Raw genomic sequence first — 26,692 nt, 5'->3', positions numbered from 1 at the left:
AATTGGCGTAGTTTTTAGGTTGACCTTTTGGATTGTCCTTTTACTCTTCACCAAAACACGGGAGAGTAAAATGGTGAATTTCAACGATTGTGTTGGCCTGCAGGTGCGCAACATCCGCACACTCGGGGCGCTACTGGCGACAAGTGCGATGGCGCTGGTGGCATCGCCCGCTTTGGCGCAGGACGCAGGAGCTGCGGACCCGGAAGTTGCCGAGGGCAATTCCATCGTTGTTACGGGTATTCGCGGCACGATCCAGTCGTCCATCGGTGAGAAGCGCGAGAATGATCTGATTTTCGATGCCCTGACATCGGACGACATCGGCGACCTGCCGGCGCTCTCGATCGGCGAGGCGCTGGAAACGCTCACCGGTGCGAGCTCGCATCGCGAGCAGGGCGGTGCGACCGAAATCTCGATCCGCGGCCTCGGTCCATTCCTGAGCTCGACCGTGATCAATGGTCGCGCGGCCACTAATGGCAGCGGGGACCGTTCGGTCAATTTCAGCCAGTTTCCCTCAGAGCTGTTCAACTCGGTCGGCATCTACAAGACGCAGTCGGCAAGCCTTATTGAAGGCGGCGTTGCGGGCCAGATCGCGCTGGAATCGGTGCGACCGCTCGATTTCGGGCGGACGCGGGTGCAGGGCGAGCTGAAGCTCAATTACAATCCCGGCAACTTCGATATCGACCCCGACCAGCGGTTCCAGGATTTCGGCTTTCGCGGAACGGTCAGCTATATCGACCAATATGACCTTGGCGGATACGGCGAGCTTGGGATTTCGCTCGGCTTTTCGCGCAACGAAGCGACTAATCCGGAGCAGGAAGCAGCCGCCAGCAACACACTGAATTACTGCCGCAATGATCCGTCGAGCACATCAGCGGGTACTGGCGACGACAACAATTGCAACACGACCCGACCTGATGTTGCCGGCACCGAAGATTTTGTGATTGGCCGCAACAGCTACTCCTATCGCCAGAATATTACCGACGATACGCGCGATGCCTTCTTTGCGGCGCTGCAATATCAACCGTCCCCCCTATTCGAGCTAAACGCGGATTTCCAATATTCGCAGCGCCTCTTCCGCGAGCGTCGTAGCGATCTGAATTTTTCCGAGGGGCGGCGCGTCGATGATGTCAATGATCCCAGCTTTCTCGACAATCCGCTGATCGGCAACCGGCTCGATTACGATCTGATTGTTGGTCCCAATGGCGAATTGCTCCAGTTCACCGGCGAAACCAGCATCGAGTCCAACAGCGAGTATATCGAACGGCTGGAGACATATTACGGTGGCGGCATCGGGTTTGAGGCGAACATTTCGGACCGGCTGACCCTTACGGGCGATGTGTCCTACTCTGAGACGCAGCGCGTGGAGGAGGCGGTGCAGGTGCGTATGCGTATCCGTGACCAGCGCGATATCTTCGGCAATCCTGCAGGCTATCCCCGCTCGCGCGAAAGCGATTTTTCCAACCCTAACAGCAACAGCAATACGTCAGACGACCGGATCGAGACCGCTTACCAGATCCAGCAGAACGGATCGCAAATCGTCAACTTTATTGTCGGCGATTTCGACCCGACCAATCCCGATGTTTTCAGCGATAATGCACGGGCGCGCTATGATCTTGAACAGGATCGGTTCAATTCGATCTGGGCAACGCGGGTTGATCTGGAATACGAACTGGACGGTTTCTTCTCGTCGGTCGAAATTGGCGGTCGTTTCCAGGATCTGCTCTATCGCGATGTTCCGGGTGCTGATGACGGACTGCCCAGCCGGACCGAGTTCACTTACACGAACAGCGCGCTTGCAATCGCCAACCAGGCGTGCCGCACCGCTTTCCCGGAGGAAGGCTTCCTGCAATCGGTGAGCGGCGGCAACCCGTTGATTACAAATGTCGACACGGCAACCGGACAGGTCATCGCAACCTACAACACCTACGCGACCTTCGATGCGTTGTGCCTTGCGCAAACGCTGGAAGCCAATGATCCCAGAGGGATCAGCTTCGATAGCAACGGGGTGCCGATCTATCCCGACAGTGATTTCGATTCGATCCAGAACAGCAATGTCAGCGAAAGAACGTGGGCAGCCTATGTTCAGGCCAATTTTGACGCGACCCTCGGCAGCTTGCCCGTTCGTGGCAATATCGGCCTGCGCGTGGTGAATACGGAAGTCAGCTCGACCGGTTTCCGCGGCGAACTCAGCGCCGTATTCGACCCCAATACGGGTGAGTTGACCAGCATTGTGCAGGATACCACGTCGCTGGTGGAAGTGACCGGTGGCGGTTCCTACACCGAATATCTGCCGAGCTTCAACCTGACCGCCGACCTGACCCCCGATCTACTGGGCCGCGTGGCGGTGTTCCGCGCGCTTTCGCGTCCTGATCCCTCGAACCTCAGCTTCGGCCGCAGTTTCAATGCACTGGTTGATGAAGGCAGTCCGATCTTCTCGGTCGCGGAGGCGATTGGCACTGCCAGCGCAACCGGTAACCCGTTCACCGATCCGCTGCTGTCATGGAATTTTGACGCCGCGCTGGAATGGTATCCTAACGAAGACACGATCCTTGCCATCGGCGGATATTACAAATCCTTCAATGGCGGTTTCGAGACGGTCGGCCAGTTGGAAACCTTCACCGTCGATGGCGAAGACCTGCAAACGCTGGTCACCACCACCAACACCACGCAGGACACCAGCACGATCTACGGCTTCGAGATTTCGGCGGCGCACCGCTTCTCCTATCTGCCGCGCCCGCTTGACGGTCTGGGCTTCCGTCTCGGATACAACTTCGCCGATTCCGATTTCGAGTTCCAGGATGATACGTTGGGTGCCATCACGACGGTGAATCCGGATGGTTCGACGACGACCAGCGCGGCGCTGATCCCGCCTTCGAACATCTTCGGCCTTTCGCGGCACGTCTTGTCGGCGCAGATCTACTACGAGATTGCTGGGTTCGATCTTCAGGGCGTCTACAAATACCGTAGCCAGTACTTCCAGCAATTCGTGGGCGATCCGGGCCGCATCCGCTATGTGGATGACACCGGCGTGTTCGAGGCGCGGATTTCCTACACGCTCAATCGCAATGTCCGCTTCACGGTCGAAGGGCTGAACCTCTTCAACGAACCGCGCACCGATTACCGCGGGACTCCGGACGATTTCAGTCAGACGCTGGTCTACGGTCCGCGCTTCTTCGCTGGTGTGCGCGTCCGGTTCTGACGTTACCGGGGCGTCTGCTCTCCCACAGGCGCCCCGGATCGCGTTGCGATTTCGGGTGGTAGAATTGGTATGACAAATGCGCTAACGCTCCCGGCGAAAGATCAGTTTTACCGATAAACGGGGCATCGTATGACCGCCAAAAGGCTCTATCAGGATATTGCGCGCAAGATTGCTGAATTGATTGACGAGGGCGCCTATCCGCCGGGCTCGCGTTTACCGGGAGAGCGGGACCTGGCGGAGAAATTTGATGTCAGCCGGGTAACCATCCGTGAAGCGGAGATTGCCTTGCAGGCGATGGGGCGGCTGGAGATCAAGACCGGATCGGGCGTTTATGTCAGCGAACAACGCCCTGATTCGCCTGCTGCCTTGCCCGCAGCGAGCGCATTCGAGGTGACCGAGGCGCGCCTGCTGATCGAATCGGAGGCGGCGGCACTCGCTGCGCACAATATCACCGATGCGGAAATTGCCCGTCTGGAAGAACTGGTCGAACAGATGGCAAGTCCTGACTCGGGAGTGTCGGATGAGGCGGACGAGCTTTTCCACATGACCATTGCTGCGGCCTCGAGCAATTCTGCATTGGTCCACACGGTCAGGCAATTGTGGCGGATGCGGGACGATCTTCCGCAGGTCAAAGCGACGTATGATGCGGTGTGTCTGCACGATACGGCGATGCGGATGGAAGAGCACCGCGAGATATTCAACGCGCTCAAGGCACGGGATGCTGCCGGTGCGCGTGCGGCGATGCGGGAGCATTTCAAGCGCCTGATCGAAACAATGCTCGACGCCACCGAAGCGCAGGCTCTGGCCGAAGTCCAGCAACGCGCCAGCGAAAGTCGCGAGCGTTTTATGGCTGCTGCCAAATTGCAATGATTGCTGCCCGCTCAAAATTGGCATGACACATTGCTGAATTTTGGCATGGAAAATTGGTTGACGTAGAGCGCGGCTCGCCTATTGTCCCTGTGCGATCAAGAGAGGGATTGGCGATGTTTCGCAAGCTGGCCGTATGGCTTTTGGCGTTGAGCCTGTGGGCGACGCCCGCCTTTGCCGAAGAGTTTTTTGTCGAGACACAGTCCCAATTCGAACGTGCCATCGATCGGGTTGAGGCGGGAGACACGATCGTCCTCGCCAACGGAGAGTGGCGCGACTTTGAAATGGTGGTTGCGGGCAGAGGGCGGGCGGACGCCCCCATTACCGTGACCGCAGAGACGATGGGCGGCGTCATTCTGACCGGCCAATCGAATCTGCGCATTGGCGGCGATCACATCATCGTCTCCGGCCTCGTTTTCCGCGACGGCTACAGCCCGACGGGCGAGGTTATCGCCTTCCGGATCGACAGCGAAACACTGGCGAACAATTCCCGGGTCACGCAGGTCGTCATCGACCACTTCAGCAAGCCCGATCGCTTCGACTCCGATTACTGGGTGGCGCTTTACGGCCGCAACAACCGCTTCGATCACAACCATCTGGTCGGCAAGACCAATGCCGGGGTGACGCTGGCGGTGCGGCTCGACGCGCCCGAAAGCCGCGAGAACAACCACCGCATCGACCACAATTATTTCGGACCGCGGCCCAATCTAGGCTCCAATGGCGGGGAGACTCTGCGCATCGGCACCAGCCATTTTGCCGAGTTCAATTCGAACACCATTGTCGAGAACAACATCTTCGACCGCTGCAATGGCGAGGTTGAGATCATTTCGATCAAGGCGGGCGGCAACACCGTGCGCGGCAACCTTTTTCTGGATTCGCGCGGCGCGCTGACCCTGCGCCATGGCGATGGCAATCTGGTCGAGCGCAATGTCTTCCTCGGCCACGGTATTGACCACACTGGCGGCATTCGGGTGATAAACCGCAACCAGATCGTGCGGCAGAACTATATGGAGGGGCTGCGCGGCAATGGCTTTGCTAGCGCGCTGACGGTGATGAACGGCGTGCCCAATTCGCCCGCCAACCGCTATGTCGAAGTGCAGAATGCGCAGATCGACAACAATTCGATCATCGATAGCGACCGCGTGACCTTCGGCGCGGGCGCCGATGCGGAACGCTCGGTCGCGCCCTATGACAGCAGCTTCAGCCGCAACTTGCTTGCCGGGCGCGATGGCGGGACGTTTGTCGAAGTCGATGCGCCAGTGGATGGTATTACCTTTGCGGACAATGCGGTGCTGTCGGGCCGTCTGCACGGCGCGCTCGATATGCTGGCGCGGGTGGAAAGCGGGCTGGAGCGCGGCGAGAACGGGCTGCTCTACCCGACCGATCCGGCGCTCGGCAATGTCGGCGCGCCGCGCGATCTGCGGGTGCTTTCGTTCGAAGATGTTGGCGTGGATTGGTATCCCAAGCCTGCATCGGATGATGCGCAGGGTTCGGCCCAAGCGCGCGAAGTGCCGCCCTCCGCTGTCGCACTGATTGCCGCTATTGCCGGAGCGCAGGAGGGCGAGACCTTGGTGCTCTCCCCCGGCACCTATCTGATCGACCGCACCATTCCGATTGAGCGGATGGTCTCGCTCACCGGCAGCACCAATGGCGCGACAATCATCGAATTTGCCCGGCCCACGCTCTTCGAACTGCGCGAGAATGGCGGGCTTGCATTGCACAATCTCGTCATTGACGGATCGCAAGCACCGGACTCCTCGGCCAATGCGGTGATCCGCACATCGAGCGCGCCCATTCGGGGCAATCTTCGCGTCTCGTTCGGCAACGTGCTGGTGCGTAACCTTGATATCAATCGCGATTTCGATGTGATCGCCTTCGGCCCGTCAACGCTCGCCGACCGCGTTGATATCCGCGACAGCACCTTCGAGAATATCAGCGGTAGCGTTGTCTCCGCGATCGCCGAAGCCGACGATCAGGGCCGCTACAATGTCGAATATCTCGAGATCAGCGGCTCGACCTTCCGCAATGTGCGTAGGCCGGTAGCTGAAATTTACCGTGGCGGGCGCGATGAAAGCACTTTCGGACCGCACGTCACTGTGACCGGATCGACTTTCGACAATGTCGGAGAGGGGACCGGCGCATCGCTTATGCTGCACGGCACGCAGCGGACGCAGATCGGCGGCAACACGTTCACAGGCTCTGCGCCTGTTGCCATCACGCACACGGTGGGCGTTCCCGAGACGGCGCTGGTCGACAACCGCTTTGTGGGTACACCGGCACCCGAACTGGTCGAACTCAATTGCGATTGCGCGCCGCGCGTGACGATGGAGCGCAATATCGTTGAAGCGGGGGAAGGCGAATGAGGCGCGTTCTCTCGCTAGCGGTTGGGGCAAGCCTGATCGTCCTTGCTGCGCCAGCAATTGCGCAGGAGGCACCGCCAGCAGGCGCTGTAGAGGCCGCATACCCGCCGCTTTTTGCCGCCGAAATGTCGCGAGCCCAACGTTTTGTCGACGAAATGATAGCAGCGGGCGTCACAGTCCCTGTCCCCGCCGATCCGGGCGGCGGCTACACGCATGAACAGCACAAGCGTAATTACCGTGCAATGCTCCTTGCCGCGCAGCTCTACGAGCTGACGGGCGAGGCGCGCTATTTCGGTTTCGTCCGCGAAATGCTCCTCGAATATGCCGATCTCTACCCGACCTTGGGTGACCATCCCGCGCGGGCGAACCAGAATGTCGGGCGGCTGTTCTGGCAGGTGCTCAACGATGCAATGTGGCACGTCCACGCGATCCAGGCCTACGAGATTATCCGCGATGAATTGCCCGCTGGCGAGCGGGAACGGATCGACAATGACGTGTTCCGCCGCGCGGCGCATTTCCTCTCGGTGGAATCCTCCGCGACGTTCAATCTGATCCACAACCATGCCACTTGGGCCACCGCTGCTGTCGGGATGACCGGCTATGTGCTGAATGACGAGGAGATGGTGCGCAGCGCGCTCTACGGCACGGTGGGGCCAGGTGAGGCGGGCTTTATCCGCCAGACCGAGCTGCTGTTTTCTCCCGATGGATATTACACCGAGGGGCCGTATTACCAACGCTTCGCCATGCTGCCGTTTATGGTCTTCGCCGGAGCGATTGAGCGCAACCAGCCGGACTTGCGCATTTTCGAGCACCGCGATGGCATACTGCTCAAGGCGCTCAATACGACCATCCAGCTGACTTACAACGGGTACTTCTTCCCATTCAACGATGCCATGCGCGACAAGAGCCTGAACACCGCCGAACTGTATGAAGGCGTCGCCATCGGATATGAAGTCAGCGGCGATCCGGCGCTGCTCGATATCGCCCGCTTCCAGAACCGTACAGTGATTTCGCCAGCCGGGCTTGGCGTGGCCGAGGCCTTGGCGGCGGGCGAGGCGGAGCCGTTTCCCTTCCGCTCCATGCTGTTTTCTGACGGGCCTGATGGCGATCAGGGCGCGATTGCCGTGCTGCGTGAAGGCTCAGGGCCCAACCACATGGCGCTGGTCGCCAAGAATGCCTCGCAAGGCATGGGCCATGGCCATTTCGACAAGCTGAGCTGGCAGCTTTACAATATGGGCGAGGAAGTCGTCACCGATTACGGCGCGGCGCGCTTCCTCAACATCGAGGCGAAGGAGGGCGGGCGATACCTGCCCGAGAACGAGAGCTGGGCCAAGCAAACCATCGCGCACAACACGCTGGTGGTGAACGAGCAGAGCCATTTCTACGGCGATCTTGATCTGGCGGAGGCGGCGTGGCCGACGCAGGATTGGTTCCATGTGGCAGACGGCTTCCAGGCCAGCGCCGCCAGTATAGACAGTGCCTACCCGAACGAAGGTGTCGCAATGGAGCGGCTGCTGGCGCTGGTGACGGTTGAAGGGCTTTCCCAACCGCTGGCGCTGGATGTGCTGAGGGCGCACAGCGAGGCGCCCGTGCAGTTCGATCTGCCGCTGCATTATGCGGGTCATATCATGCGGCTGGGCTTCGATATCGAACGCTATGTCGATGCGCGCCCGGTGCTGGGCAGCGGGCACGGCTACCAGCATATCTGGGAAGACGGTCGCGCGACACCGGACGGGGCCGATAGCTTCATGACGTGGTTGCTTGATGGCCGGTTCTACACCTACCGCTTTGTCGCGCAGGACGGCCTTGAGGTGATCCTCGGCGAGAGCGGTGCGAACGATCCCGACTTCAACTTGCGCCGCGAGCCCGTGGTTATCCAGCGCGTATCAGACAGCCGCGATGCGACCTTCGTCAGCGTGCTGGAACCGCATGGCCTTTACGATGGTGCAGCCGAACAAACGGTCGAAGGCGACAGCCGGATTGCCGCGCTCCGCCATGTCGAAGCAGGCGACTACGACATCGTCCTGATCGAGACGATTGCGGGGGAAGAGGTCGCCATCGCCATCTCTTGGGTTGATGACCCTACCGCTTCACACAGCATCACGATCGATGGGCGCAGCATCGCCTGGCAAGGCTATGCCGCACGCATCCTGTTGGACGAGTAAACCTCGCCTCCACCTGTATTAGCAGAACAAGGAACAAACATGGGCAATTTGACAGGGAAAACCGCCATTGTCACCGGTGGCAGCCGCGATATCGGTCGCGCCATTTCGGTCAGGCTGGGCAGCGAAGGCGCGAATGTCGTCGTCAATTACAACAGCAATGCCGCCGATGCCGAAGCGACCGTTGCCGCCGTTGAAGCGGCTGGCGGCAAGGCGATTGCGGAAAAGGCCGATGTCACCAAGGCAGGTGATGTCGATGCGCTTGTTGCGGCGGCGCAGGCTGCGTTCGGCGCGGAAATCCATGCGCTCGTCAACAATGCGGGCGGTCTGGTCGCGCGCAAGACGCTGGGCGAAATGGACGAGACTTTCTTCAATCACGTCATGCAACTGAACCTCACCTCCACTTTCCTCGCCTGCAAGGCAGTTGTGCCGCATATGCAGGCGGGCGCGGCAATCGTGAACCTGTCGTCAATCGCCGGTCGAGATGGTGGCGGGGGCGGTGCCATTGCCTATGCCACATCCAAGGGCGCGGTGATGACCTTCACCCGCGGCCTCGCCAAGGAACTCGGACCGAAGGGCATTCGCGTCAACGCGGTCGCTCCGGGGATGATCGCCACCACCTTCCACGACACCTTCACGCCCGATGCAGTGCGCGAAAATGTGGCCAATGCCACCCCGCTCAAACGGCAGGGCGCAGCAGAGGAAGTGGCCGACGCTGTGTTTTATCTGATTTCCCAGAATTCCGCCTTTGTTACCGGTGTCAATTTGGATATAAACGGCGGCCTGGCTTTCTCCTGATCGCGGTTTGCGGTCGCATTTTACGGGATTTTCGATGACTGACTTTCTCTCTTTCGGCGAAATCATGCTGCGGCTGAAAACGCCGGGACACGAGCGCTTTTTCCAATCACCGCAATTTGAAGCGACCTTTGGCGGGGGCGAGGCGAATGTCGCGGTCGCGCTGAGCAATTACGGGCTCGACGCAGGCTTTGTCAGCGCGCTTCCCGACAACGATATTGGCGAGAACGCCATCATGGAACTGCGCAAGTTCGGCGTCGACACCGCGCATATCAGCCGCTCGGGCGAGCGGGTGGGGATCTATTTCCTCGAAACCGGATCGAACCAGCGCCCGTCCAAGGTTGTATATGACCGCGCCAATTCCTCAATCTGTAACGCCAGCGCGGATGAATTCGACTGGCCGACCATTTTCGCAGGCGCCAAATGGTTGCACATCACCGGCATCACGCCCGCGCTCAGCCAGTCTGCCGCCGATCTGTCGATGGCCTGTGTCAAGGCCGCGAAGGAAGCAGGGCTGACCGTCTCTTGCGATTTCAACTTCCGCGGCAAGCTGTGGAAATACGGCAAGAGCGCGCCCGAAGTGATGCGCGAGCTGGTGAAATATGTCGATGTCGGCATCGCCAATGAAGAGGACTGCCAGAAGTCGCTCGACATCACCGTCGATGTCGATGTGGAATCGGGCGAGCTTGATACGGCGAAGTATGAAGCACTCGGCCAGAAAGTGCTCGATATCTATCCCGATATGCACACGATCGCGATCACCTTGCGCGAAAGCCTGAGCGCGGATCGCAACAATTGGTCCGCCTGCCTGCGCACGCGCGCGGACGGCTTTATGCTCAGCCGCAAATACGAACTGACCGATATCGTTGACCGTGTGGGCGGCGGGGACAGTTTTGCTTCTGCGCTAATCTACGGCCTCACCGCCTATGAAGACCGGCAGCAGAGCCTCGAATTCGCGGTCGCGGCATCGGCGCTCAAGCACACGATCATGGGCGACTTCAACCGCGTGACCGTGCCGGAAGTCGAAAAGCTGATGTCGGGCGACGGATCGGGCCGCGTGCAGCGGTAACTCTCTGCGGGCGTAGAGCCATCGACATATGCGAAACTGTCTGTAGGGAGGCGTTCAGAACAACAGCCATTGGGCAGGGATCTGGATGACCGACAAACCCTTCGACATTATCGTCTACGGCGCGACCAGCTTCGTCGGGCAAATCGTCACGCGCTATATGCACGAGACATTTGCCGGCGAGGGGTTGCGCTGGGCTATTGCTGGTCGCTCGCAAGCGAAGCTGGAGGCGGTGAGCGCGGAAGTCGGGCTTTCGGGCATTCCGATGATCGTCGCCGATGCGGCGGACAAGGCTGCGCTGGAGGCGATGTGCGCGCAAGGCACGGTGATCGTCTCCACCGTCGGGCCCTACGCGCTGTACGGCGATCTGCTGGTCGAGGTCTGCGCGGCAACGGGCACGCATTATTGCGACCTGACGGGTGAACCGCACTGGATCCGCCGGATGCAGGCGCGGCACGAGGAAGCGGCGAAGGCGAGCGGGGCGCGCATTGTCCATTGCTGCGGCTTCGATTCCATCCCGTCCGACATGGGCGTGCATTTCCTGCAAAGCCACGCGCGCGAGGCCTTTGGCGAGCCGTGCGAGCGGATCGATATGCGCGTGATGCGCATGAAAGGCGGGGCCTCGGGCGGCACCATCGCCAGCATGGTCAATCTGGTGAAGGAGGCATTGGGCGATCCGGCTCTGCGCCGCGAGCTCAAAAACCCCTATAGCCTGTGCCCGCCCGATCACGGCTTCACCGCGCGGCAAAGCAGTGTCGGGGCGGATTACGACGCGCGGCTCGAACGTTGGCTCGCGCCGTTCATCATGGCCTCGATCAACACCAAGGTGGTGCATCGCTCCAATGCGCTGAGCGGCAAGGCCTATGGCGAAAACTTCCTCTACGAAGAAGCGATGGTGACGGGCAAAGGCAGCGGCGGGAAGCGCCGCGCGAAGATGGCCGCGATGGGGCTGGGCGCGTTTACGGCGGGGCTGGCGATACCGCCGCTGCGCTGGATGCTTGGCAAATTCCTGCCCAAGCCGGGCGAGGGGCCGAGCCCGACCGAACAGCGCGAGGGGATGTTCGACATGGCCTTCCTCGGCAGCACGGCGAGCGGCAAGACCGCGCGTTGCCGCGTTACGGGTGACCGCGATCCGGGCTATGGCTCGACGGCGAAGATGCTTAGCCAGGCGGCTTTGTGTCTGGCGCGCGATGTGCCTGCGGATGCGGCGGGCGGTTTCTGGACGCCTGCAACACTGATGGGCGATGCACTTATCGCGCGATTACAGGCCCATGCCGGACTGACCTTCGACATGGTCGAGGAGCAATAGGCAGCGCGCTCAGCCCAGCGCCTCAAGTCTGCCCAGTGTAGTGTCGCGCGGCATCCGCGTCAGTTGTGCCATCAGCAATTCGGCAGCCGCTATGGCATCGCCCAGCGCGTCATGTGCGTCATAGGCGGGCAGACCATAGCGCGCCCGCGCAGCGCCGAGGCGATAGGCCCCCACTCCCGTCAGGTTCGGCGCGAGATGGCGTTCGAGCCTGAGTGTGCAGATACTACGCACCGGCAGGCGCGCGCCGTAAATCGCCTTCGCCGCGCCTTGCAACGCGTCCACCTCGATAGATGCGCCATGCGCCACCAGCACGCGTCCTGCCAGATCGTCAATCAGTGCGGCGGTCACATCGCGCAAATGGGTGCCTGCCGAGGCGCGCTGTCCGCCTATGCCGTGGATCGTCACGGCCTGCCGGTCGAGATCGGCATTGCTGCGGATATCGTGCACCTGTGCGTGTTCCAGCACGACCGCGCGCGGCGTGAAGCGCGTCCAACCCGCTTGCAGCAGATGTGCGCCGCGCTTGAGGCCATCGAGCTCGAAATCGAGCGCGAGCAGCGGGGCGTCGCGCGCGGGCAATGCCGGATCGGGCCATTCAGCGGCGGCATAACGGCCCAGAACAGGGGCTGAGGAGGTGCTTAGCCGGCGCAGATCATGCGCGAAGCGCAGCCGGGCGAACATCTCACACAATCCCTCCGGCTAGGTTGCGCCGCAGCGAATCGAGTGCGCCGCGAATGACCGCGAAAGCATCTTTCAGGTGATCGCGTTCGAGCGGGGAGAGACTGGCAGGCGCAATCGCATTGTCGGGCGCTTTTCCCGCTGCCAGCAGCTCGGCCTGATGGCGGATGCGCAATTCGTTCACCAGCACCATCGCATCCTTCAGGCTTTGCGCATCGCCGCTCGCCATCTTGCCCGCGCGGGCGATGGCGTCGAGCCGGTCGGCTGTCCCGACCGCGTGGATACCGTGGGCGAGCGCGTTGGTGCGGGCAATGTCGATCACCGGCATAACCGCCTGCGCCTTCACGTCGAAAACCTTCTCCCCGTCCGCCGTGCTTTCCAGCACCAGATTGCGGAAGAAGCCCAGCGGCACTTTGCTGCGCTGTGCATCGCGCGCGAGATAGCTGGCGAAAATCGAAGAGGCGGCGGCGCGTTCGATCACCTTTTCGCGCAGACTATCGACCAGCGACGCCTCGCCATGCACGCAGCGCATATCGAAGAAGATGGTGGCGCGCAGGATCTTGTCTTCATCGGGCCGCTCGATCCAGTCGGTGTAGCGGCTTTGCCATTCGCTGGCAGTCAGGCGCTGGGCGGCTTCCTTGGCCATGATCCCGCCCTTGCAATAGACGAAGCCGCAATCATTGAGCAGGTCGGAAATGCGTCCCCCAAGCTGTGCAAAATAGTCCGCATCGCCTTCTGCCATAGCATCGTCGATCACCAGCCCATTGTCCTGATCCGAACCGACCAGCTGCTCTTCGCGGGCGAGCGAGCCGAAGACGACAAGCGCATAGGGCACGGGCGGCTTGCCCAGTTCGGCCTCAGCCAACTGCGCTGCGCGACGGTGCGCCGCTTCGCCCAATGCGGAGACGAAACGCATGATATGCGCAGGGCCAAGCCCTTGATGCTCCATCCGCACGAAACTTTCAGGGATACGCTGTGCAGCGGCGATCAGCGCGGCGGGACTGTCTGCGCGGGCAATCGCCAGCCCTGCATCAATCGCATTACTGCCGAGGAAAGCGAGGATGTCGCTCGAGCTTATCATCCCCGCCAGCGAGCCATCGCTGGCGATCAGCGGCACATGGCGGAAGCCGCCTGCGGCCATCAGCGCCATGGCTTCGGCAACGCTGGCATCGGTGGGGAGCGTCTTGGGGCGCGGCGTCATCACCTCGCTCACCAGCCTGTCGCCCGGCACGCCTGCCGCGACGACGCGGTTGCGCAAATCCTTGTCGCTGAGAATGCCCACCAGTCCCGTATCGTCGCACACCGCCAACGTGCTGACATCGCACTCGCGCATGATCTGCGCCGCTTCGCATATCGTCTGTTGCGGCGCGCAGACGACGGGGCCGGTGCGGCGGAGCAGACTGTCGACCTGCGTCGTGTCGAACATTCCCGATGTCGCGCTTTCGCGGCGGCGCAGCGCGTGGCGGATGCGGTCTGCCTCGTCCTCGACGAAGTATTCGCGGAAGCGCTTGTGATCCTCGCGCAGCTTGAGGAACAGCGCGCCGGGCAGCTGGTACAGCAGCGTGTCTTCCATCGCGATGGCGGTGTTGCGCACTTCGCCGCCGCGCAGGATGGAGGGGTAGGCAAAGGCACTGCCGGGTTCGATGCGCGCGGTCAGCTCCTCGCCCGCCAGCCGCAATTCGACCGCGCCCGAACGCACGATCATCAGGCGGTTGTTGGTCTCGCCAGCGGTCAGCACTATCTCGCCAGCGGGAAAATAGGTGATGGTGACTTGCCGCGCGATGCGCGCCAGCACATCCTCGCCGAGCAGGTTGAACGGCGCGGCGCTGCCGAGGAAGCGGGCGATTTCGGCAAATTCCTGTCCCATGATAGCCCTATACTCCTGCCAGTGTCCCACTGCATTCAGACTAATGGGTGAGAGCCTGTTTCATCCGGCGTGACGGTGCGGCGGTATAAGTGCCATGTGGCGTGACCGAGCACGGGGAGTGCGACGAACAGGCCGAGAAACCCCGGCAGCATGGCTATCGCCAGCAGCACGGCGATCACGAAAGCCCAGAGGCACAGGACGAATGTGTTGTGCTTGATCGCGCGCAGGCTGACGAAAATCGCGGTGAGGAAGTCCACTTCACGGTCGATCAGCATGGGCAGGCTCATCACTGTGATCGCGTAGAACACGAAAGCGATGATCCCGCCGATCACGCTACCCACAGCCAGCATCGTAAGGCCGGTGGGGGTGAAGAAGAACGCGATCGATTCCGCGCCCGTCCCGTATTGCGCGGCGAAGACCGAGAACACCAGATGCGCGATGATGACCCAGAAGGAAAAGGCGACGAAGATAATCACGCCCATGCTGATGATCTGTTCGTCCCCGTGCCCGCGCAAGGCGCCAAGGATTTTGCCCCAGCCCATCGGCAGGCCAAGCTCGCGGCGGCGACTGACTTCGTAAAGGCCGACGGCGACGAAGGGAGCGATCAGCGGGAAGCCTGCAATCGCGGGGATCAGCCAGGTGATCTCGCTGCGATTGGTCAGAATGAAAAAAAGCGCGATCCCGCCAAAGGCAAAGATCGCGCCGAAGAAGAGGCCGAATTTCGGATGGGCGACGAAATCCCGCCACCCCGCCACCAGTGCCATGCGCAGATCTTCAGGGGAGAGATCGTCCGCGACGGTATAGGTCGCTGGCGGCGGGGAGGGGGATGACGTCAAGGGCCGGCCTCAGAAGCGGAAGCTGACGCCTGCGCTGACCACCCACGGGTCAAGCGTATGCTCGGTTTCGATAACCTGCGTGCCGCCAACCAGCCATTCGGCGGTGGTGCCGATGAAATAGCGCTTGGCATCGATCGAGAAGCCGAAGCCGTTATCGCCGAGCGGCACGTCGATACCGGCTTGCAGCGCTAAGCCGAATTCGTCCGACAGATTGGTTTCGGTGATCCCCAGCGGGATGGTCGCCGCGCCCGGATCATCGCTCAGCCAGATGAAATAGGCCGCACCCGCACCGACATAGGGCTTCACGCCGCCGACATCGAAATGCAGCTTGGCCGTGACGGTAGCAGGCAGCAGCAGCGCGTCCGACACGAGCTCGGTTCCGGCGGGGAAGCCCGAAACGGCATCGACATCGTGCTGCGTGGTGCCGGCAATCGTCTCGATCGAGAAATTGTTCGTGACAAAATACTCGATGGCCAGCGTGGGCACGTAATTGTCATTGGCTTCGGTATCGGTGCCCACGGGCAGGCCGACATCGTCGCGGTTGACGGCATCGATCGAACCATCGGGCAGCACAGCGGTGCCCAGCAGCTTGACCTGGAATTCACCCGCGCGATCCTGCGCAGCGGCAGGTGCTGACAAAGCAGCCAGCGCGGTGAAAGCGGAGAGAATGAGATACTTCATTGCAAATTCCTGATGGCAACAGTGGCCGCCCTGTGCGGCCAAGGGTTTTTGCTGCCACGCGCCGCTATTGCGCGGTGCGAAACTGATTTCATTGATCTTGATCAAAGCATTTGCGCTTTGATCGGTGTCAAAGACAGGCCTCCCAATAAGAGGCATTGGCGCTTTCGATCATGGCCACGCTTTCGCCATCACCTGTCTCGCCTGACGAGGAATTGCTGCGCAGCACGCTGGCGCAGGGCGGCGCGAGTGCCGATTCGTTCGCGCAGGTTCTGGCGATAGCCGAGCGGGTTTCGCTGGAGGCGAAGCAGTATCTGCCGACCGATCCCGATCAGGATCGCATGGTCTTCATCCTGAAAGGCGCGGCCAAGCTGGAAGTGCAGGTGAAGCCGTGCGCGTGCAGCTGTTCGGGCAGCAAGAAGAAAGAAGGCACGCACGGTCAAGTGCTGTCGTTCCACTTCCCCGGCGATTTCGTACCGGTGCTTCGTCGGCCTGATGCGCAGGCGCATCTGGCGGCGCTTACGCCGCTGGAATGCCTGATTTTCCCGACGCATCGGCTCCTCAACATCGCCGCGACCGATTCGGCCATGTTGCGCATCGTGCTGGCGCGCGCGTTCGAGGCGGTGGATGCCGGGCGGTCGGGCATGATCCAGCTCGCCAGTGCCTCTGCCAGCGAACGGCTGGAGGAGTTCCTGTGCGCAATGGCGGTCAAGATTACCGGCTGGAGCAAGGGGCCGTGCGAGTTCAATCTGCCGATGAGCCGCCGCGAAATCGCCGATCACCTTGGCCTCACCATCGAAACCGTCAGCCGCCAGTTCGCAGCCTTGCGCGACGCAGGCGTCATCGAAACCGAAGGCCGCTCGCTGGTGCGTTTGCTCGCCGGTTGAGCCGCCAAACCTGCGAGCGAACTCAGACTTTTTTCCTATCCGAACAGAATTTGATCGAGATCAAATACACGATTTTGCCCCCGTCATATGGCGGGCGTGAAAGGGATCATTATCATGGAAGCAACATTGGGACGTGCTGGGATCTGGGCGGTAGTCCTGCTCCTTGCCATTGCCGCAATAGCCGGTGCGCAAGACACCGGCTTCGCTATTCACATGGGCATTATCGCTGCGGTCGCGGTGCTTTTGCTGCTGATGACGGTGGGGCGTTACAACCCGCTGTCGAAAGCGCAGAGCATCTTCAAACTGCCCCCCGGCGACACGGTGTATGATGATGATGTCGTGCGCTGGGGCGTTATCGCGACGATGTTCTGGGGGTTGGCAGGCCTGCTCGCAGGCGTGTTTATCGCCTTGCAGCTGGCTTTCCCCGAGCTCAATTTCGAACCCTATCTCAATTTCGGGCGCGTCCGCCCGCTGCATACCAGCGCAGTCATTTTCGCGTTTGGCGGCAACGCGCTGCTGGCGACGAGCTTCTACGTCGTGCAGCGCACCTGCCGCACGACGCTGGCGTTGCCGGGCACGGCGCGTTTCGTGTTCTGGGGTTACCAGCTCTTCATCGTGCTGGCGGCAACCGGCTATCTGCTGGGGATCACCCAGTCGAAGGAATATGCCGAGCCCGAATGGTATGTCGATCTGTGGCTGACGATTGTCTGGGTCGCTTACCTCGCCGTGTTCGTCGGAACGCTGCTGAAGCGTAACGAGCCGCATATCTATGTGGCGAACTGGTTCTACCTCGCCTTCATCCTCACCGTGGCGATGCTGCACGTGGTGAACAATTTGTCGATGCCGGTCGATCTGCTCGGCTCGCGCAGCTACTCCGCCTTTGCCGGGGTGCAGGACGCGCTGACGCAGTGGTGGTACGGCCACAATGCGGTGGGCTTCTTCCTCACCGCAGGGTTCCTCGCCATGATGTATTACTTCGTGCCGAAGCAGGCGAACCGTCCGGTCTATTCCTATCGCCTGTCGATCATCCACTTCTGGTCGCTGATCTTCCTCTACATCTGGGCAGGCCCGCACCATCTGCACTACACCGCGCTGCCCGACTGGGCGCAGACGCTGGGCATGGTCTTCTCGATCATGCTGTGGATGCCCAGCTGGGGCGGGATGATCAACGGTCTGATGACGCTGAACGGCGCATGGGACAAGGTTCGCACCGATCCGATCATCCGCATGATGGTGATGGCGCTGGCTTTCTACGGCATGAGCACGTTCGAAGGCCCGATGCTGTCGGTGAAGGCGGTGAACAGCCTGTCGCACTACACCGACTGGACCATCGGCCACGTGCACTCGGGCGCGCTCGGCTGGAACGGCATGATCACTTTCGCCTGCGTCTACTTCCTCGCCCCGCGTCTGTGGAAGCGCGAGCGGATGTATTCGCTGCGGATGATCAACTGGCACTTCTGGCTCGCCACTCTGGGCATCGTTTTCTACGCCGCCAGTATGTGGGTGGCCGGGATTACCCAGGGTCTGATGTGGCGTGAATACGGCTCTGACGGCTATCTGGTGAACAGCTTCATTGACACCGTCGCCGCGCTGCACCCGATGTATCTGATGCGTGCCTTTGGTGGCCTGCTCTATCTCTCGGGCGCGATCCTGATGGCCTACAACATCTGGATGACCATCGCTGGCCGTCTGCGTGACGAAGCGCCGATGGGTGACACCCCGTATGACGAAGCCGCTGACCGGCCCATCGTGCCGCAAGCTGTTCCCGCAGAATAAGGAGGCTGACCGATGAGCAGCGACAATACCACAACCGGCGCTCCTCCGAAGCGCGTGTTCGAGGGTCACAAGACACTCGAAAAGAACGTCACCCTCCTGGCCGTAGCCGCCTTTGCAACGGTGGCGATTGGCGGGTTGGTGCAGATCACTCCGCTCTTCTACCTCGACAACACGATCGAGGAAGTGGAGGGGATGCGGCCCTATACTCCGCTGGAGCAGGCCGGACGCGACATTTATATCCGTGAAGGGTGCTACACCTGCCACAGCCAGATGATCCGTCCGTTCCGCGACGAGGTGGAGCGTTATGGGCACTACTCGCTAGCGGCAGAAAGTATGTTCGATCACCCGTTCCAATGGGGATCGAAGCGCACCGGCCCCGATCTGGCGCGCGTTGGCGGCCGCTATTCGGATGAATGGCACGTCCAGCACCTGATCCACCCGCAATCGGTGGTGCCGCAAAGCATCATGCCTTCCTACAGCTTCCTCGCGGATACGCCGCTGAAGATTGCGGATATCTCCGCCAATCTTGTCGCCCTGCGGCGGGTGGGCGTGCCTTACACCGATACCGACATCGCGCAGGCGGAGATCGATATGTTCGCGCAGGCCAATCCGTTTGGCGATGCGGGCGATCTGGAGGAGCGGTATCCCAAGGCGCAGGTTCGCGATTTTGACGGCAATCCCGATCAGGTGACCGAGATGGATGCGCTGGTCGCCTATCTGCAAATGCTCGGCACGCTGGTCGATGTCGAGAGCGCCGCTGCGCAGGCCGAACTGGCAGAGGAGCGCGGGCGATGAGCTTTTACGAAACCCTGCGCCATCTTGCCGACAGTTACGGGCTGGTGGTGATCTTCGGGCTCTATCTGCTGCTGTGCGGCTGGCACTTCCTGCCCGGTTCCCGCGACGGCGTAGAGCGCGCCAAGCATTCCATTTTCGAAGGAGACGACCATGGCTCCGTCCAATAATGACAATACCCGTATCGACGCGCCCACTGGCACCGAATTTGTCGGCCATGAATGGGATGGCATCGAGGAGCTGAATACGCCACTGCCGCGCTGGTGGCTGTGGACATTCTATGCCTGCATCGCCTGGGCGGCGGTTTACGTCGTCCTCTATCCGGCATGGCCGATGGTGGAGCGCGCGACCGAAGGGACGCTCGGCTGGTCTAGCCGCGGTGACCTTGCCGCAGAGATGACAGCTGCCGACAATGCGCGCGCGGATATTTTCGCCCGCATCGCCGCCACGGATGTTACCGATCTTCCGGCTGATCCTGACCTCATGGCGCAGGCCATTTCCGGCGGCGCAGCGGCCTTCCGCCAGCACTGCGTGCAGTGCCACGGCGCGGGCGCGGCGGGTTACGAGCAATATGGCTACCCCAATCTCAACGATGACGACTGGCTTTGGGGCGGCAGCTTGAGCGAAATCGAATACACGCTGACCCACGGTATCCGTTGGGAAGGCTCGACCCAGACGCGGCAATCGATGATGCCTGCTTTCGGCGACGTGCTGCAACCGGCGCAGATCGATCAGGTGGTGGCGCACGTCCTCTCGCTGAGCGGGCAGGGCGAAGGCAATGCGGCTGGTGCAGCCTTGTTCGAGACCAATTGTGCGGTGTGTCACGGCTCGGACGGTTCGGGCAATCGCGCTCTGGGCGCACCCGTGCTCAATGACGCGATCTGGCTTTACGGCAACTCGGCAGCGAACATCCGCAGCCAGATTGCGGTGCCGCGCCACGGCGTCATGCCGGGCTGGAGCGACAAGCTGGATGCCGTGACGATCCGGATGCTGGCGGCTTACATCCACTCGCGTGGTGGCGGCGAGGCCGAGGCGGTTGTTGAAACCGCCGAGGAAACCGATGCGACAGCACCGGCCGAGAGCGGGGGCGATGCCTGAGACTCTCGCCAAAAAGGCTCCGGCGGCTGACCGGCCTGCACCCAGTGAGCCGCCGCCCCAGCTCTACGCCAAGCGGGAAGCGGTCCACAACAAGCGGATCGACGGCCCGTTCCGGCGTTTCAAGTGGCTGGTGATGCTCGTTACCCTGAGCATTTACTACGTCACCCCGTGGATCCGCTGGGATCGCGGGCCGTATGCGCCCGATCAGGCGGTGCTGGTCGATCTGGCCAATCGCCGCTTCTATATGTTCGATATCGAAATCTGGCCGCACGAATTCTATTTCGTCGCCGGAATGCTCATCATGGCGGGCATCGGCCTGTTTCTGGTGACGAGCGCGGTGGGCCGCGCATGGTGCGGCTATTCCTGCCCGCAGACCGTGTGGACGGATGTGTTCCAGCACGTCGACCGCTTCATCGATGGCGACCGCAATGCGCGGCTGCGGCTCGACAAGGCACCGTGGACCGCGAGCAAAATCGCGCGGCGCGGGTTCAAATATGCGGTTTACCTGCTCATCAGCCTGGTGACGGGCGGGGCATGGATTCTCTACTTCGCCGACGCGCCGACATTGTTCAGGGACTTCTTCGCTGGTGAGGCGGCCACCGTGGCTTATGCTACGGTCGGCATCCTCACCTTCACCACCTTCTGGCTCGGTGGCTTCATGCGCGAACAGGTGTGCATCTATATGTGCCCCTGGCCGCGCATCCAAACCGCGATGCTCGACGAGAAATCACTGATCGTCACCTACAAGGACTGGCGCGGCGAAAAGCGCGGCAGCCTGAAGAAGGCGGAGAAAGAGCCGGAGAAATACGGCGACTGTATCGATTGCCTGCAATGCGTCGCCGTGTGCCCGACCGGCGTCGATATCCGCGAAGGCCAGCAGATCGGCTGCATCACCTGCGGGCTGTGCATCGATGCTTGCGACCGGGTGATGAAGGACATTGGCCGTCCGCGTGGTTTAATCGATTATGCTACCCTTGAGCAGTGCGAAGCTGAGGCGAAAGGCGCTCCCGCGACCCCGCCATGGAAGGCGCTGCTGCGCCCGCGCACGGCGATCTACTTCACCATCTGGGGCGGGATCGGGCTTGCGATGCTGTTCGCGCTGGGCACCCGCAGCCACTTGGACATTACTGTTTCGCCCGACCGCAACCCGCCTTTCATGCTGATGAGCGATGGTTCGGTGCGCAATTCCTACACTCTACGCCTGCGCAATATGGAAGCGCGCCCGCGCGATATGGAAATTGCGCTGGCGGGCCTGCCGCAAGGCGCGGTCATGTGGACCGAACGGGTGGCGATGGAGGATGCGGCGGATACGATCACCGTGCCGGTTCCCGCTGACGAAACCGCCATTGTCCGCGCCTATGTGATGGTGCCCGAAGGCTCTGACGCGGGCGGATTCACTTTCGACGTCACCTCGCTCGACGAACAGCGCGAGCAGGACAGCGCCGAAACCAGTTTCACCATGCCGGGAGGCGAATGATGACGACACCTGCCAGCCGCAAACCTTTCACCGGGCGCACCATGGCCGCCATTCTGGTCGGCGGATTTGCCGTCGTGGTGGCGGTGAATTTCTACATGGCGAGCCTCGCCACCAGCGGCTTTCACGGCGTGGTGGTGGAGAATTCCTACGTCGCCAGCCAGAATTTCAACGACTGGCTGGAGGAGGCGGAGGCCTCGCGCGCTTTGGGCTGGGAAGGCACGGCAGAGCGCGGAGAGGACGGCTTTGTCACCATTCGCACCAGTGGCGTTCCGCAGGGTGCGTTGGTCTCCGCTGAACTGCGCCGCCCGATTGGAGTGGACGAGCGGCTGGAGCTGACTTTCCAGTCGACCGGCCCCTACAGCTACCGCTCGACCGCGCCGGTTGATGCGGGCCGCTGGACGGTTCGCCTGCACATCATATCGGGCGACAACGTCTGGGCTGAGGAAAGCGCACTCCGGTGAACGCGCCGCTCGCCATCGCTGAGGCCGAGAGCAGCCACGTCACGCGCTTCACCGTGCCCGGGATGCGCTGCGCCGGGTGCATCGGCAAGATCGAGCGCGAGCTGCCGAAAGTGGCTGGCATTACCGGCGCACGGGTGAATTTCTCCGCCAAGCGGGTGGCGATCACACATTGGGGAAGCCTCGACGAAACCGATCTTACCGAAGCCTTGCAGAAAATCGGCTTCGAAGCGCAGCCGGTCGCGGAAAACCCGCTGGCCGAGGATAGCGGGGATCGCAAACTGCTGATGCGCGCGCTTGGCGTTTCGGGCTTTGGCATGATGAACATCATGCTGCTCTCGGTCAGCGTATGGTCGGGCGCGGAAGGGGCGACGCGCGAGTTGTTCCACTGGCTGTCTGCCATCATCGCCATGCCGGTGATCGCTTATGCAGGGAGGCCGTTCTTCGCCTCCGCGTGGATGGCGCTGAGGCACAAACGCACCAATATGGATGTGCCGATCTCGATTGGCGTGATCCTGGCCACCGCGCTCAGCCTTTACGAGACCATCGAAGGCGGCGGGCACGCCTATTTCGAAAGCGCGGTAATGCTACTGTTCTTTCTGTTGGCAGGCCGCGCGCTTGATGCGGCAATGCGCACGCGCACGCGGGCGGGGATCGGCGCGCTGCTTGGGCGGATGGGCAAGAGCGCGAGCGTGATCGGTCCCGACGGCACGACGCGGCGCGTTGCCGCCGACGCGCTGGTGCCGGGAATGCTGGTGCTGGTCGCCGCCGGAGAAGCGCTCGCCGCCGATGGTGAAGTTGTCGAAGGCACCAGCCAGATCGACAATGCGATGCTCACCGGCGAAAGCACACCCCAAGCGGTGGGCATGGGCAGCGTGGCGCACGCCGGAGCGATCAATCTGGGCGCGGCCTTGCGCGTCAGGCTCACCCGCACGGCAGAAGACACCGCCATCGCCGAAATCGCGCGGCTGATGGACGAGGCGGGCCAATCGCGCAGCCACTATGTCCGCATCGCCGACCGCGCCTCGCGCATTTACGCGCCGGTGGTGCATACGCTGGCGGCGCTGGCCTTTGTCGGCTGGATGATTGCGGGCGCAGGCTGGCACCAGTCGCTGGTGATTGCGATTGCCGTGCTGATTATCACCTGCCCTTGCGCCATGGGTCTCGCCGTGCCGACCGCGCAAGTGGTTGCCTCGGGCGCGCTGCTCAAACGCGGACTGTTGGTGAAGGACGGCAGCGCGCTGGAGCGACTGGCCGAGGTGGATATCGCCTTGTTTGATAAGACGGGCACGCTGACGCTGGGTGAACCGCGCCCTGATCTTGATGGGCTGGGCGAAGAAGCGAAGCGGGTTGCGCTGGGCCTCGCCCAGGCAAGCCGCCATCCGCTCAGCCAAGGGCTTGCTGCCGCTCTGCGCGCAGAGGGAATTGAGGCTGCCGTCATCGAAGGTGTGAGCGAGGAAAGCGGGCAGGGCGTCTCTGGCCGCTGGAACGGCCAACTGGTCGCACTCACCCGTCCCGATGCGGACAATGCACAGCTCGCCACCAAGCTGGTGATTGGCGAGGACTCGCATCTCCTCACATTCCGCGATCCGCTGCGCGCCGATGCGGAGGAGGCTTTGGGTAGCCTGCGAGCAAGCGGCATCGATGCGAGCATTATTTCGGGCGACCGCCAAGCCCCTGTCAGCGCGGTGGCCGAGATACTCGGTATCGCAGCGACGGCGGCAGCCAGCCCGCAGGACAAGCTCGCCACGTTGGAAGCTTTGCGTGATGCCGGGCACAAGCCGCTGATGGTCGGAGATGGATTGAACGACGGCCCCGCGCTTGCCGCTGCCCATGCGAGCATCGCCCCCGGCACCGCCAGCGATGCGAGCCAGCAGGCGGCGGACGCTGTGTTTATCGGCGCGCAGCTGATGCCCGTCGCGCTCGCAGTGAAGGTCGCGCGGCGCACGATGGCGATTGTCCGCCAGAACTTCACGCTCGCGATCGGTTACAACGCTCTGGCCGTTCCGCTGGCCCTGTTCGGCTACGTTACACCGCTTATCGCCGCGATTGCCATGTCGATGAGCAGCCTGATTGTCGTCGCCAATTCGCTGCGCCTGGCAAGGAGCGCAAAATGACCGGTCTTGCCTTCCTCATCCCCATCGCATTGTTCATGGGGCTCGCCGGACTGGGTGCGTTCTTCTGGGCCATGCGCAACGGGCAGTACGAGGATATGGACGGCGCCGCCGCGCGCATCCTGATCGACGATGACGAGCGCGAAGAGCCATGAAACTGATCGCCCTTGCCGCGCTGCTGCCACTCGCCACCGGTCCCTTGCCGGAGGAGGAGCGCGTGCTGACCGCGAGCCTGTGCCTCGGCGGCGAAGTGACCATCCCGCTGGGTAATGGCGACCCATTGCCCGGACGCGATTGCAAGCTCACCGCCTGTCACGCGGCGAACAATCGTGAGCGAGTTGATCGAGATCAAGGAAAGGGCCCGCAGCCGCGCCCATAGAGGCACAATGTGGCCATATCATCCCGAACTGCTCGATGTGCCGGTGCCGCGCTATACGAGCTATCCCACCGCCGCCGATTTCGGCGCGCTTCCCAGCAACGCCTTGCCGCAAGCGATTGCGCAGGCCAGCGGCGATATCTCGCTCTACCTGCACATCCCGTTTTGCGAGAAGATTTGCTATTATTGCGGCTGCAATACCGGCGCGGCGGGGCGCAAGCAGCGTGTGGCGAGCTATCTGGCAGCATTGCACGCGGAAATCGCGACGGTTGCTTCACTGCTCCCGGCAGATGCGCGCGTCCGCCGGATCGCATTTGGGGGCGGGAGCCCCAATGCGATTACGCCAGAGGATTTCGGCCTGCTGGTCGATGCCTTGCACCGGCATTTCCCGCTTGCCGACACCTGCTGGTCAATCGAGACCGACCCGCGTTCGATGACGGCCGAATGGGGCAAGGCGATTGGCGAGGCGGGCATTACCCGCGCCAGCATGGGTGTGCAGACCTTCGCCAAACATTGCCAGCAGGCCATCGGGCGCGAGCAGGATGATGCGCTGATTTGCCAGAGCATTGACTGGCTGCGCCGGGCGGGAGTGACCTCGCTCAATTTCGATCTGATGTACGGCTTGCCGTTCCAGACCGCCGAGGACTTGGCCGAAAGTCTAAACCAGGCCCGCGTGCTCGGCGCCGACCGGATCGCGGTGTTCGGCTATGCCCATGTCCCGCACATGGTGCCGCGCCAGACATTGATCGACGCGAGCGAATTGCCGGGGCGCGATGCGCGCTTTGCAATGGCGGCGCAGGCGTATGACTTCCTCACCGCAAGCGGCTATGACGCGGTGGGCTTTGACCACTTTGCTTTGCCTGCTGATCCGCTGGCGCAGGCGATGCGGGCAGGCACATTACACAGGAATTTTCAGGGTTTTACAGACGATAGCTCACCCGTCTTGATCGGTATGGGCGCGAGCGCCATTAGCGGCTTCCCCCAACTTATAGCGCAGAACGAAAAGAATAATGGCCGCTACCGCATGATGGCGTCGGAGGGTCTGCTGACCGCTTCGGTCGGGATCGAACGCAGCGCAGACGACCAGCTTCGCGGCGGAGTGATCAACGACCTGCTCTGCCGAGCCGAGACCGAACTGACCCCGTGCCTCGCATCGCGCCACGCCGAAGCCTTTGCGCCCTTTATCGAACGTGGGTTGGCAGAGCTGGACGGGCTGCGCCTGAGGATTACACCCGAGGGATTGCCCTATGCCCGTGTGATGGCCTCCATCTTCGACAGCTACCGTGCGCAAACCGCACACCGTTTCAGCTCGGCGATCTAGCGGACGAGCCAGGTTCCGGCGCGAAATGCGCCAGCGGCGTGTGCAATGCACTGGTCGCCTGCCCGATTATGGTTTCTCCGCCGACGCTGACCCATGCGTGGGCGTAGAATGTGCTGGCAGGAACGGTCTCGCCTTCGCCAGCCATTCGACCGCCGATCGTGGCTACGTGATTGATGCGCTCTTGGCGCAAGAGACGGCACGCCGCCATCGCTTGTGGCATACAGTCGCATTGCCACGGCATCACACGCGCGGCGCGCTGGACAGCGCGACCTATCTGTCTCGCAAGTGCAAGGTCAGCCGGAGAACAGGTGGCTGAATTTACTCTTGAATCATCCGTTGCAACGCCCAACCACTGCAACGCCCTGAAGGTGGGATCGCGGCGCAGCACCCAGCTCGCGCGGACCAGCAAAGGGAGGGCGCGCAGCGAGAGCGCCACGTCTTTCATGCCCAACCTGAACCCGCTTTTTGCCACCGCGTCAGCTCCCGTCAGCCCCAGTCATACTAAAGTCGCGCTCGTCGGCGGCCCCTGCCCGATATAGCCTTCAGGGCAAGCTGCCAAATCTGGTTGCGGAAAAAAGA

The 26,692-nt window shown here is 61.9% G+C and carries 23 protein-coding genes; 18 read left to right on the top strand and 5 right to left on the bottom strand.

The genetic code is table 11. The features are described 5' to 3' along the window. Window positions 1-70 precede the first annotated feature (70 nt). From ACS0VV_RS09255 to ACS0VV_RS09225, 7 genes are all read left to right on the top strand, one after another. On the top strand, window positions 71-3,199 hold the full coding sequence (locus tag ACS0VV_RS09255) for a TonB-dependent receptor (RefSeq protein ID WP_483532425.1): 3,129 nt from the start codon (window positions 71-73) through the stop codon (window positions 3,197-3,199). A 129-nt stretch (window positions 3,200-3,328) separates the two neighbouring features. Further along, a complete protein-coding gene (locus ACS0VV_RS09250; RefSeq protein WP_483532424.1) occupies window positions 3,329-4,069 on the top strand; it encodes a FadR/GntR family transcriptional regulator in 741 nt (246 codons plus the stop codon). A 113-nt stretch (window positions 4,070-4,182) separates the two neighbouring features. Then, window positions 4,183-6,429: a chondroitinase-B domain-containing protein gene (locus ACS0VV_RS09245; protein ID WP_483532423.1), complete on the top strand. Its 2,247-nt coding sequence runs from the start codon at window positions 4,183-4,185 to the stop codon at window positions 6,427-6,429. Beyond that, window positions 6,426-8,591: a heparinase II/III domain-containing protein gene (locus tag ACS0VV_RS09240; protein ID WP_483532422.1), complete on the top strand. Its 2,166-nt coding sequence runs from the start codon at window positions 6,426-6,428 to the stop codon at window positions 8,589-8,591. Before ACS0VV_RS09245 ends, ACS0VV_RS09240 begins: the two co-directional genes overlap by 4 nt. Before the next feature lie 39 nt (window positions 8,592-8,630). After that, window positions 8,631-9,386 carry an SDR family NAD(P)-dependent oxidoreductase gene (locus ACS0VV_RS09235; RefSeq protein WP_483532421.1) on the top strand — a complete coding sequence of 252 codons (756 nt, stop codon included), beginning with the start codon at window positions 8,631-8,633 and terminating at the stop codon, window positions 9,384-9,386. A gap of 34 nt (window positions 9,387-9,420) precedes the next feature. Then, window positions 9,421-10,452 (top strand): PfkB family carbohydrate kinase, encoded by a 1,032-nt coding sequence (locus tag ACS0VV_RS09230; protein WP_483532420.1) that lies wholly within the window; start codon window positions 9,421-9,423, stop codon window positions 10,450-10,452. An 85-nt stretch (window positions 10,453-10,537) separates the two neighbouring features. Next, on the top strand, window positions 10,538-11,758 hold the full coding sequence (locus ACS0VV_RS09225) for a saccharopine dehydrogenase family protein (RefSeq protein ID WP_483532419.1): 1,221 nt from the start codon (window positions 10,538-10,540) through the stop codon (window positions 11,756-11,758). A gap of 9 nt (window positions 11,759-11,767) precedes the next feature. Here ACS0VV_RS09225 and ACS0VV_RS09220 read toward each other — a convergent pair whose 3' ends face one another. From ACS0VV_RS09220 to ACS0VV_RS09205, 4 genes are read right to left on the bottom strand one after another with little or no spacing between them, the layout of a single operon-like run. Continuing rightward, a complete protein-coding gene (locus ACS0VV_RS09220) occupies window positions 11,768-12,436 on the bottom strand; it encodes an exonuclease domain-containing protein (RefSeq protein WP_483532418.1) in 669 nt (222 codons plus the stop codon). Window position 12,437: 1 nt separating this feature from the next. Continuing rightward, complete coding sequence (locus tag ACS0VV_RS09215; protein ID WP_483532417.1) at window positions 12,438-14,300, bottom strand: DUF294 nucleotidyltransferase-like domain-containing protein; 1,863 nt, start codon at window positions 14,298-14,300, stop codon at window positions 12,438-12,440. Between the two features lie 35 nt (window positions 14,301-14,335). Continuing rightward, window positions 14,336-15,136, bottom strand: a complete 801-nt coding sequence (locus tag ACS0VV_RS09210) for a DUF2189 domain-containing protein (RefSeq protein WP_483532416.1) — start codon at window positions 15,134-15,136, stop codon at window positions 14,336-14,338. 9 nt (window positions 15,137-15,145) lie between these two features. Continuing rightward, the gene (locus ACS0VV_RS09205; RefSeq protein WP_483532415.1) at window positions 15,146-15,817 is read right to left on the bottom strand and encodes an OmpW/AlkL family protein; all 672 of its coding nucleotides are present in this window, start codon (window positions 15,815-15,817) and stop codon (window positions 15,146-15,148) included. Between the two features lie 170 nt (window positions 15,818-15,987). Between ACS0VV_RS09205 and ACS0VV_RS09200 the strand changes: the two genes are divergently transcribed. The 11 genes from ACS0VV_RS09200 (at window position 15,988) to hemN (ending at window position 26,113) form a co-directional block, all read left to right on the top strand. Then, window positions 15,988-16,701 carry a Crp/Fnr family transcriptional regulator gene (locus tag ACS0VV_RS09200; RefSeq protein WP_483532414.1) on the top strand — a complete coding sequence of 238 codons (714 nt, stop codon included), beginning with the start codon at window positions 15,988-15,990 and terminating at the stop codon, window positions 16,699-16,701. 114 nt (window positions 16,702-16,815) lie between these two features. Continuing rightward, entirely contained in the window at window positions 16,816-18,477 is a 1,662-nt protein-coding gene (gene ccoN, locus ACS0VV_RS09195) for a cytochrome-c oxidase, cbb3-type subunit I (RefSeq protein WP_483532413.1), read from the top strand. 12 nt (window positions 18,478-18,489) lie between these two features. Next, a complete protein-coding gene (ccoO, locus tag ACS0VV_RS09190) occupies window positions 18,490-19,272 on the top strand; it encodes a cytochrome-c oxidase, cbb3-type subunit II (RefSeq protein WP_483532412.1) in 783 nt (260 codons plus the stop codon). Beyond that, window positions 19,269-19,439 carry a cbb3-type cytochrome oxidase subunit 3 gene (locus ACS0VV_RS09185; RefSeq protein ID WP_483532411.1) on the top strand — a complete coding sequence of 57 codons (171 nt, stop codon included), beginning with the start codon at window positions 19,269-19,271 and terminating at the stop codon, window positions 19,437-19,439. Before ccoO ends, ACS0VV_RS09185 begins: the two co-directional genes overlap by 4 nt. After that, window positions 19,423-20,367, top strand: a complete 945-nt coding sequence (gene ccoP / locus ACS0VV_RS09180; protein ID WP_483532410.1) for a cytochrome-c oxidase, cbb3-type subunit III — start codon at window positions 19,423-19,425, stop codon at window positions 20,365-20,367. The genes ACS0VV_RS09185 and ccoP overlap by 17 nt, the downstream gene beginning before the upstream one ends. Then, the gene (ccoG, locus tag ACS0VV_RS09175; protein WP_483532409.1) at window positions 20,360-21,844 is read left to right on the top strand and encodes a cytochrome c oxidase accessory protein CcoG; all 1,485 of its coding nucleotides are present in this window, start codon (window positions 20,360-20,362) and stop codon (window positions 21,842-21,844) included. The genes ccoP and ccoG overlap by 8 nt, the downstream gene beginning before the upstream one ends. Beyond that, window positions 21,844-22,305 (top strand): FixH family protein, encoded by a 462-nt coding sequence (locus ACS0VV_RS09170; protein WP_483532408.1) that lies wholly within the window; start codon window positions 21,844-21,846, stop codon window positions 22,303-22,305. Before ccoG ends, ACS0VV_RS09170 begins: the two co-directional genes overlap by 1 nt. Further along, window positions 22,302-24,419: a heavy metal translocating P-type ATPase gene (locus ACS0VV_RS09165; RefSeq protein ID WP_483532407.1), complete on the top strand. Its 2,118-nt coding sequence runs from the start codon at window positions 22,302-22,304 to the stop codon at window positions 24,417-24,419. The genes ACS0VV_RS09170 and ACS0VV_RS09165 overlap by 4 nt, the downstream gene beginning before the upstream one ends. Continuing rightward, window positions 24,416-24,571: a cbb3-type cytochrome oxidase assembly protein CcoS gene (gene ccoS / locus ACS0VV_RS09160; protein ID WP_483532406.1), complete on the top strand. Its 156-nt coding sequence runs from the start codon at window positions 24,416-24,418 to the stop codon at window positions 24,569-24,571. The genes ACS0VV_RS09165 and ccoS overlap by 4 nt, the downstream gene beginning before the upstream one ends. Then, window positions 24,568-24,795 carry a hypothetical protein gene (locus ACS0VV_RS09155; protein ID WP_483532405.1) on the top strand — a complete coding sequence of 76 codons (228 nt, stop codon included), beginning with the start codon at window positions 24,568-24,570 and terminating at the stop codon, window positions 24,793-24,795. Before ccoS ends, ACS0VV_RS09155 begins: the two co-directional genes overlap by 4 nt. A 7-nt stretch (window positions 24,796-24,802) precedes the next feature. Continuing rightward, window positions 24,803-26,113 (top strand): oxygen-independent coproporphyrinogen III oxidase, encoded by a 1,311-nt coding sequence (gene hemN / locus ACS0VV_RS09150; RefSeq protein WP_483532404.1) that lies wholly within the window; start codon window positions 24,803-24,805, stop codon window positions 26,111-26,113. On the opposite strand, the gene ACS0VV_RS09145 is transcribed toward hemN, so the two are convergent. Next, on the bottom strand, window positions 26,097-26,558 hold the full coding sequence (locus ACS0VV_RS09145) for a lasso peptide biosynthesis B2 protein (protein WP_483532403.1): 462 nt from the start codon (window positions 26,556-26,558) through the stop codon (window positions 26,097-26,099). The two genes, hemN and ACS0VV_RS09145, sit on opposite strands and share 17 nt — an antisense overlap. Window positions 26,559-26,692: the final 134 nt, after the last annotated feature.

It is taken from the genome of Aurantiacibacter sp. KMU-128, from assembly GCF_056933515.1.
The sequence above is the reverse complement of the archived record's forward strand: the minus strand, read 5'-3'. Positions and strand labels throughout refer to the sequence as shown.

What these genes read in the sequence shown, in the direction of transcription:
- ACS0VV_RS09255 (WP_483532425.1), top strand. Translation starts at nt 71, where the DNA reads ATGGTGAATTTCAACGATTGTGTTGGCCTGCAGGTGCGCAACATCCGC.
- ACS0VV_RS09250 (WP_483532424.1), top strand. Translation starts at nt 3,329, where the DNA reads ATGACCGCCAAAAGGCTCTATCAGGATATTGCGCGCAAGATTGCTGAA.
- ACS0VV_RS09245 (WP_483532423.1), top strand. Translation starts at nt 4,183, where the DNA reads ATGTTTCGCAAGCTGGCCGTATGGCTTTTGGCGTTGAGCCTGTGGGCG.
- ACS0VV_RS09240 (WP_483532422.1), top strand. Translation starts at nt 6,426, where the DNA reads ATGAGGCGCGTTCTCTCGCTAGCGGTTGGGGCAAGCCTGATCGTCCTT.
- ACS0VV_RS09235 (WP_483532421.1), top strand. Translation starts at nt 8,631, where the DNA reads ATGGGCAATTTGACAGGGAAAACCGCCATTGTCACCGGTGGCAGCCGC.
- ACS0VV_RS09230 (WP_483532420.1), top strand. Translation starts at nt 9,421, where the DNA reads ATGACTGACTTTCTCTCTTTCGGCGAAATCATGCTGCGGCTGAAAACG.
- ACS0VV_RS09225 (WP_483532419.1), top strand. Translation starts at nt 10,538, where the DNA reads ATGACCGACAAACCCTTCGACATTATCGTCTACGGCGCGACCAGCTTC.
- ACS0VV_RS09220 (WP_483532418.1), bottom strand. Translation starts at nt 12,436, where the DNA reads ATGTTCGCCCGGCTGCGCTTCGCGCATGATCTGCGCCGGCTAAGCACC.
- ACS0VV_RS09215 (WP_483532417.1), bottom strand. Translation starts at nt 14,300, where the DNA reads ATGGGACAGGAATTTGCCGAAATCGCCCGCTTCCTCGGCAGCGCCGCG.
- ACS0VV_RS09205 (WP_483532415.1), bottom strand. Translation starts at nt 15,817, where the DNA reads ATGAAGTATCTCATTCTCTCCGCTTTCACCGCGCTGGCTGCTTTGTCA.
- ACS0VV_RS09200 (WP_483532414.1), top strand. Translation starts at nt 15,988, where the DNA reads ATGGCCACGCTTTCGCCATCACCTGTCTCGCCTGACGAGGAATTGCTG.
- ccoN (WP_483532413.1), top strand. Translation starts at nt 16,816, where the DNA reads ATGGAAGCAACATTGGGACGTGCTGGGATCTGGGCGGTAGTCCTGCTC.
- ccoO (WP_483532412.1), top strand. Translation starts at nt 18,490, where the DNA reads ATGAGCAGCGACAATACCACAACCGGCGCTCCTCCGAAGCGCGTGTTC.
- ACS0VV_RS09185 (WP_483532411.1), top strand. Translation starts at nt 19,269, where the DNA reads ATGAGCTTTTACGAAACCCTGCGCCATCTTGCCGACAGTTACGGGCTG.
- ccoP (WP_483532410.1), top strand. Translation starts at nt 19,423, where the DNA reads ATGGCTCCGTCCAATAATGACAATACCCGTATCGACGCGCCCACTGGC.
- ccoG (WP_483532409.1), top strand. Translation starts at nt 20,360, where the DNA reads ATGCCTGAGACTCTCGCCAAAAAGGCTCCGGCGGCTGACCGGCCTGCA.
- ACS0VV_RS09170 (WP_483532408.1), top strand. Translation starts at nt 21,844, where the DNA reads ATGACGACACCTGCCAGCCGCAAACCTTTCACCGGGCGCACCATGGCC.
- ccoS (WP_483532406.1), top strand. Translation starts at nt 24,416, where the DNA reads ATGACCGGTCTTGCCTTCCTCATCCCCATCGCATTGTTCATGGGGCTC.
- ACS0VV_RS09155 (WP_483532405.1), top strand. Translation starts at nt 24,568, where the DNA reads ATGAAACTGATCGCCCTTGCCGCGCTGCTGCCACTCGCCACCGGTCCC.
- hemN (WP_483532404.1), top strand. Translation starts at nt 24,803, where the DNA reads ATGTGGCCATATCATCCCGAACTGCTCGATGTGCCGGTGCCGCGCTAT.
- ACS0VV_RS09145 (WP_483532403.1), bottom strand. Translation starts at nt 26,558, where the DNA reads ATGAAAGACGTGGCGCTCTCGCTGCGCGCCCTCCCTTTGCTGGTCCGC.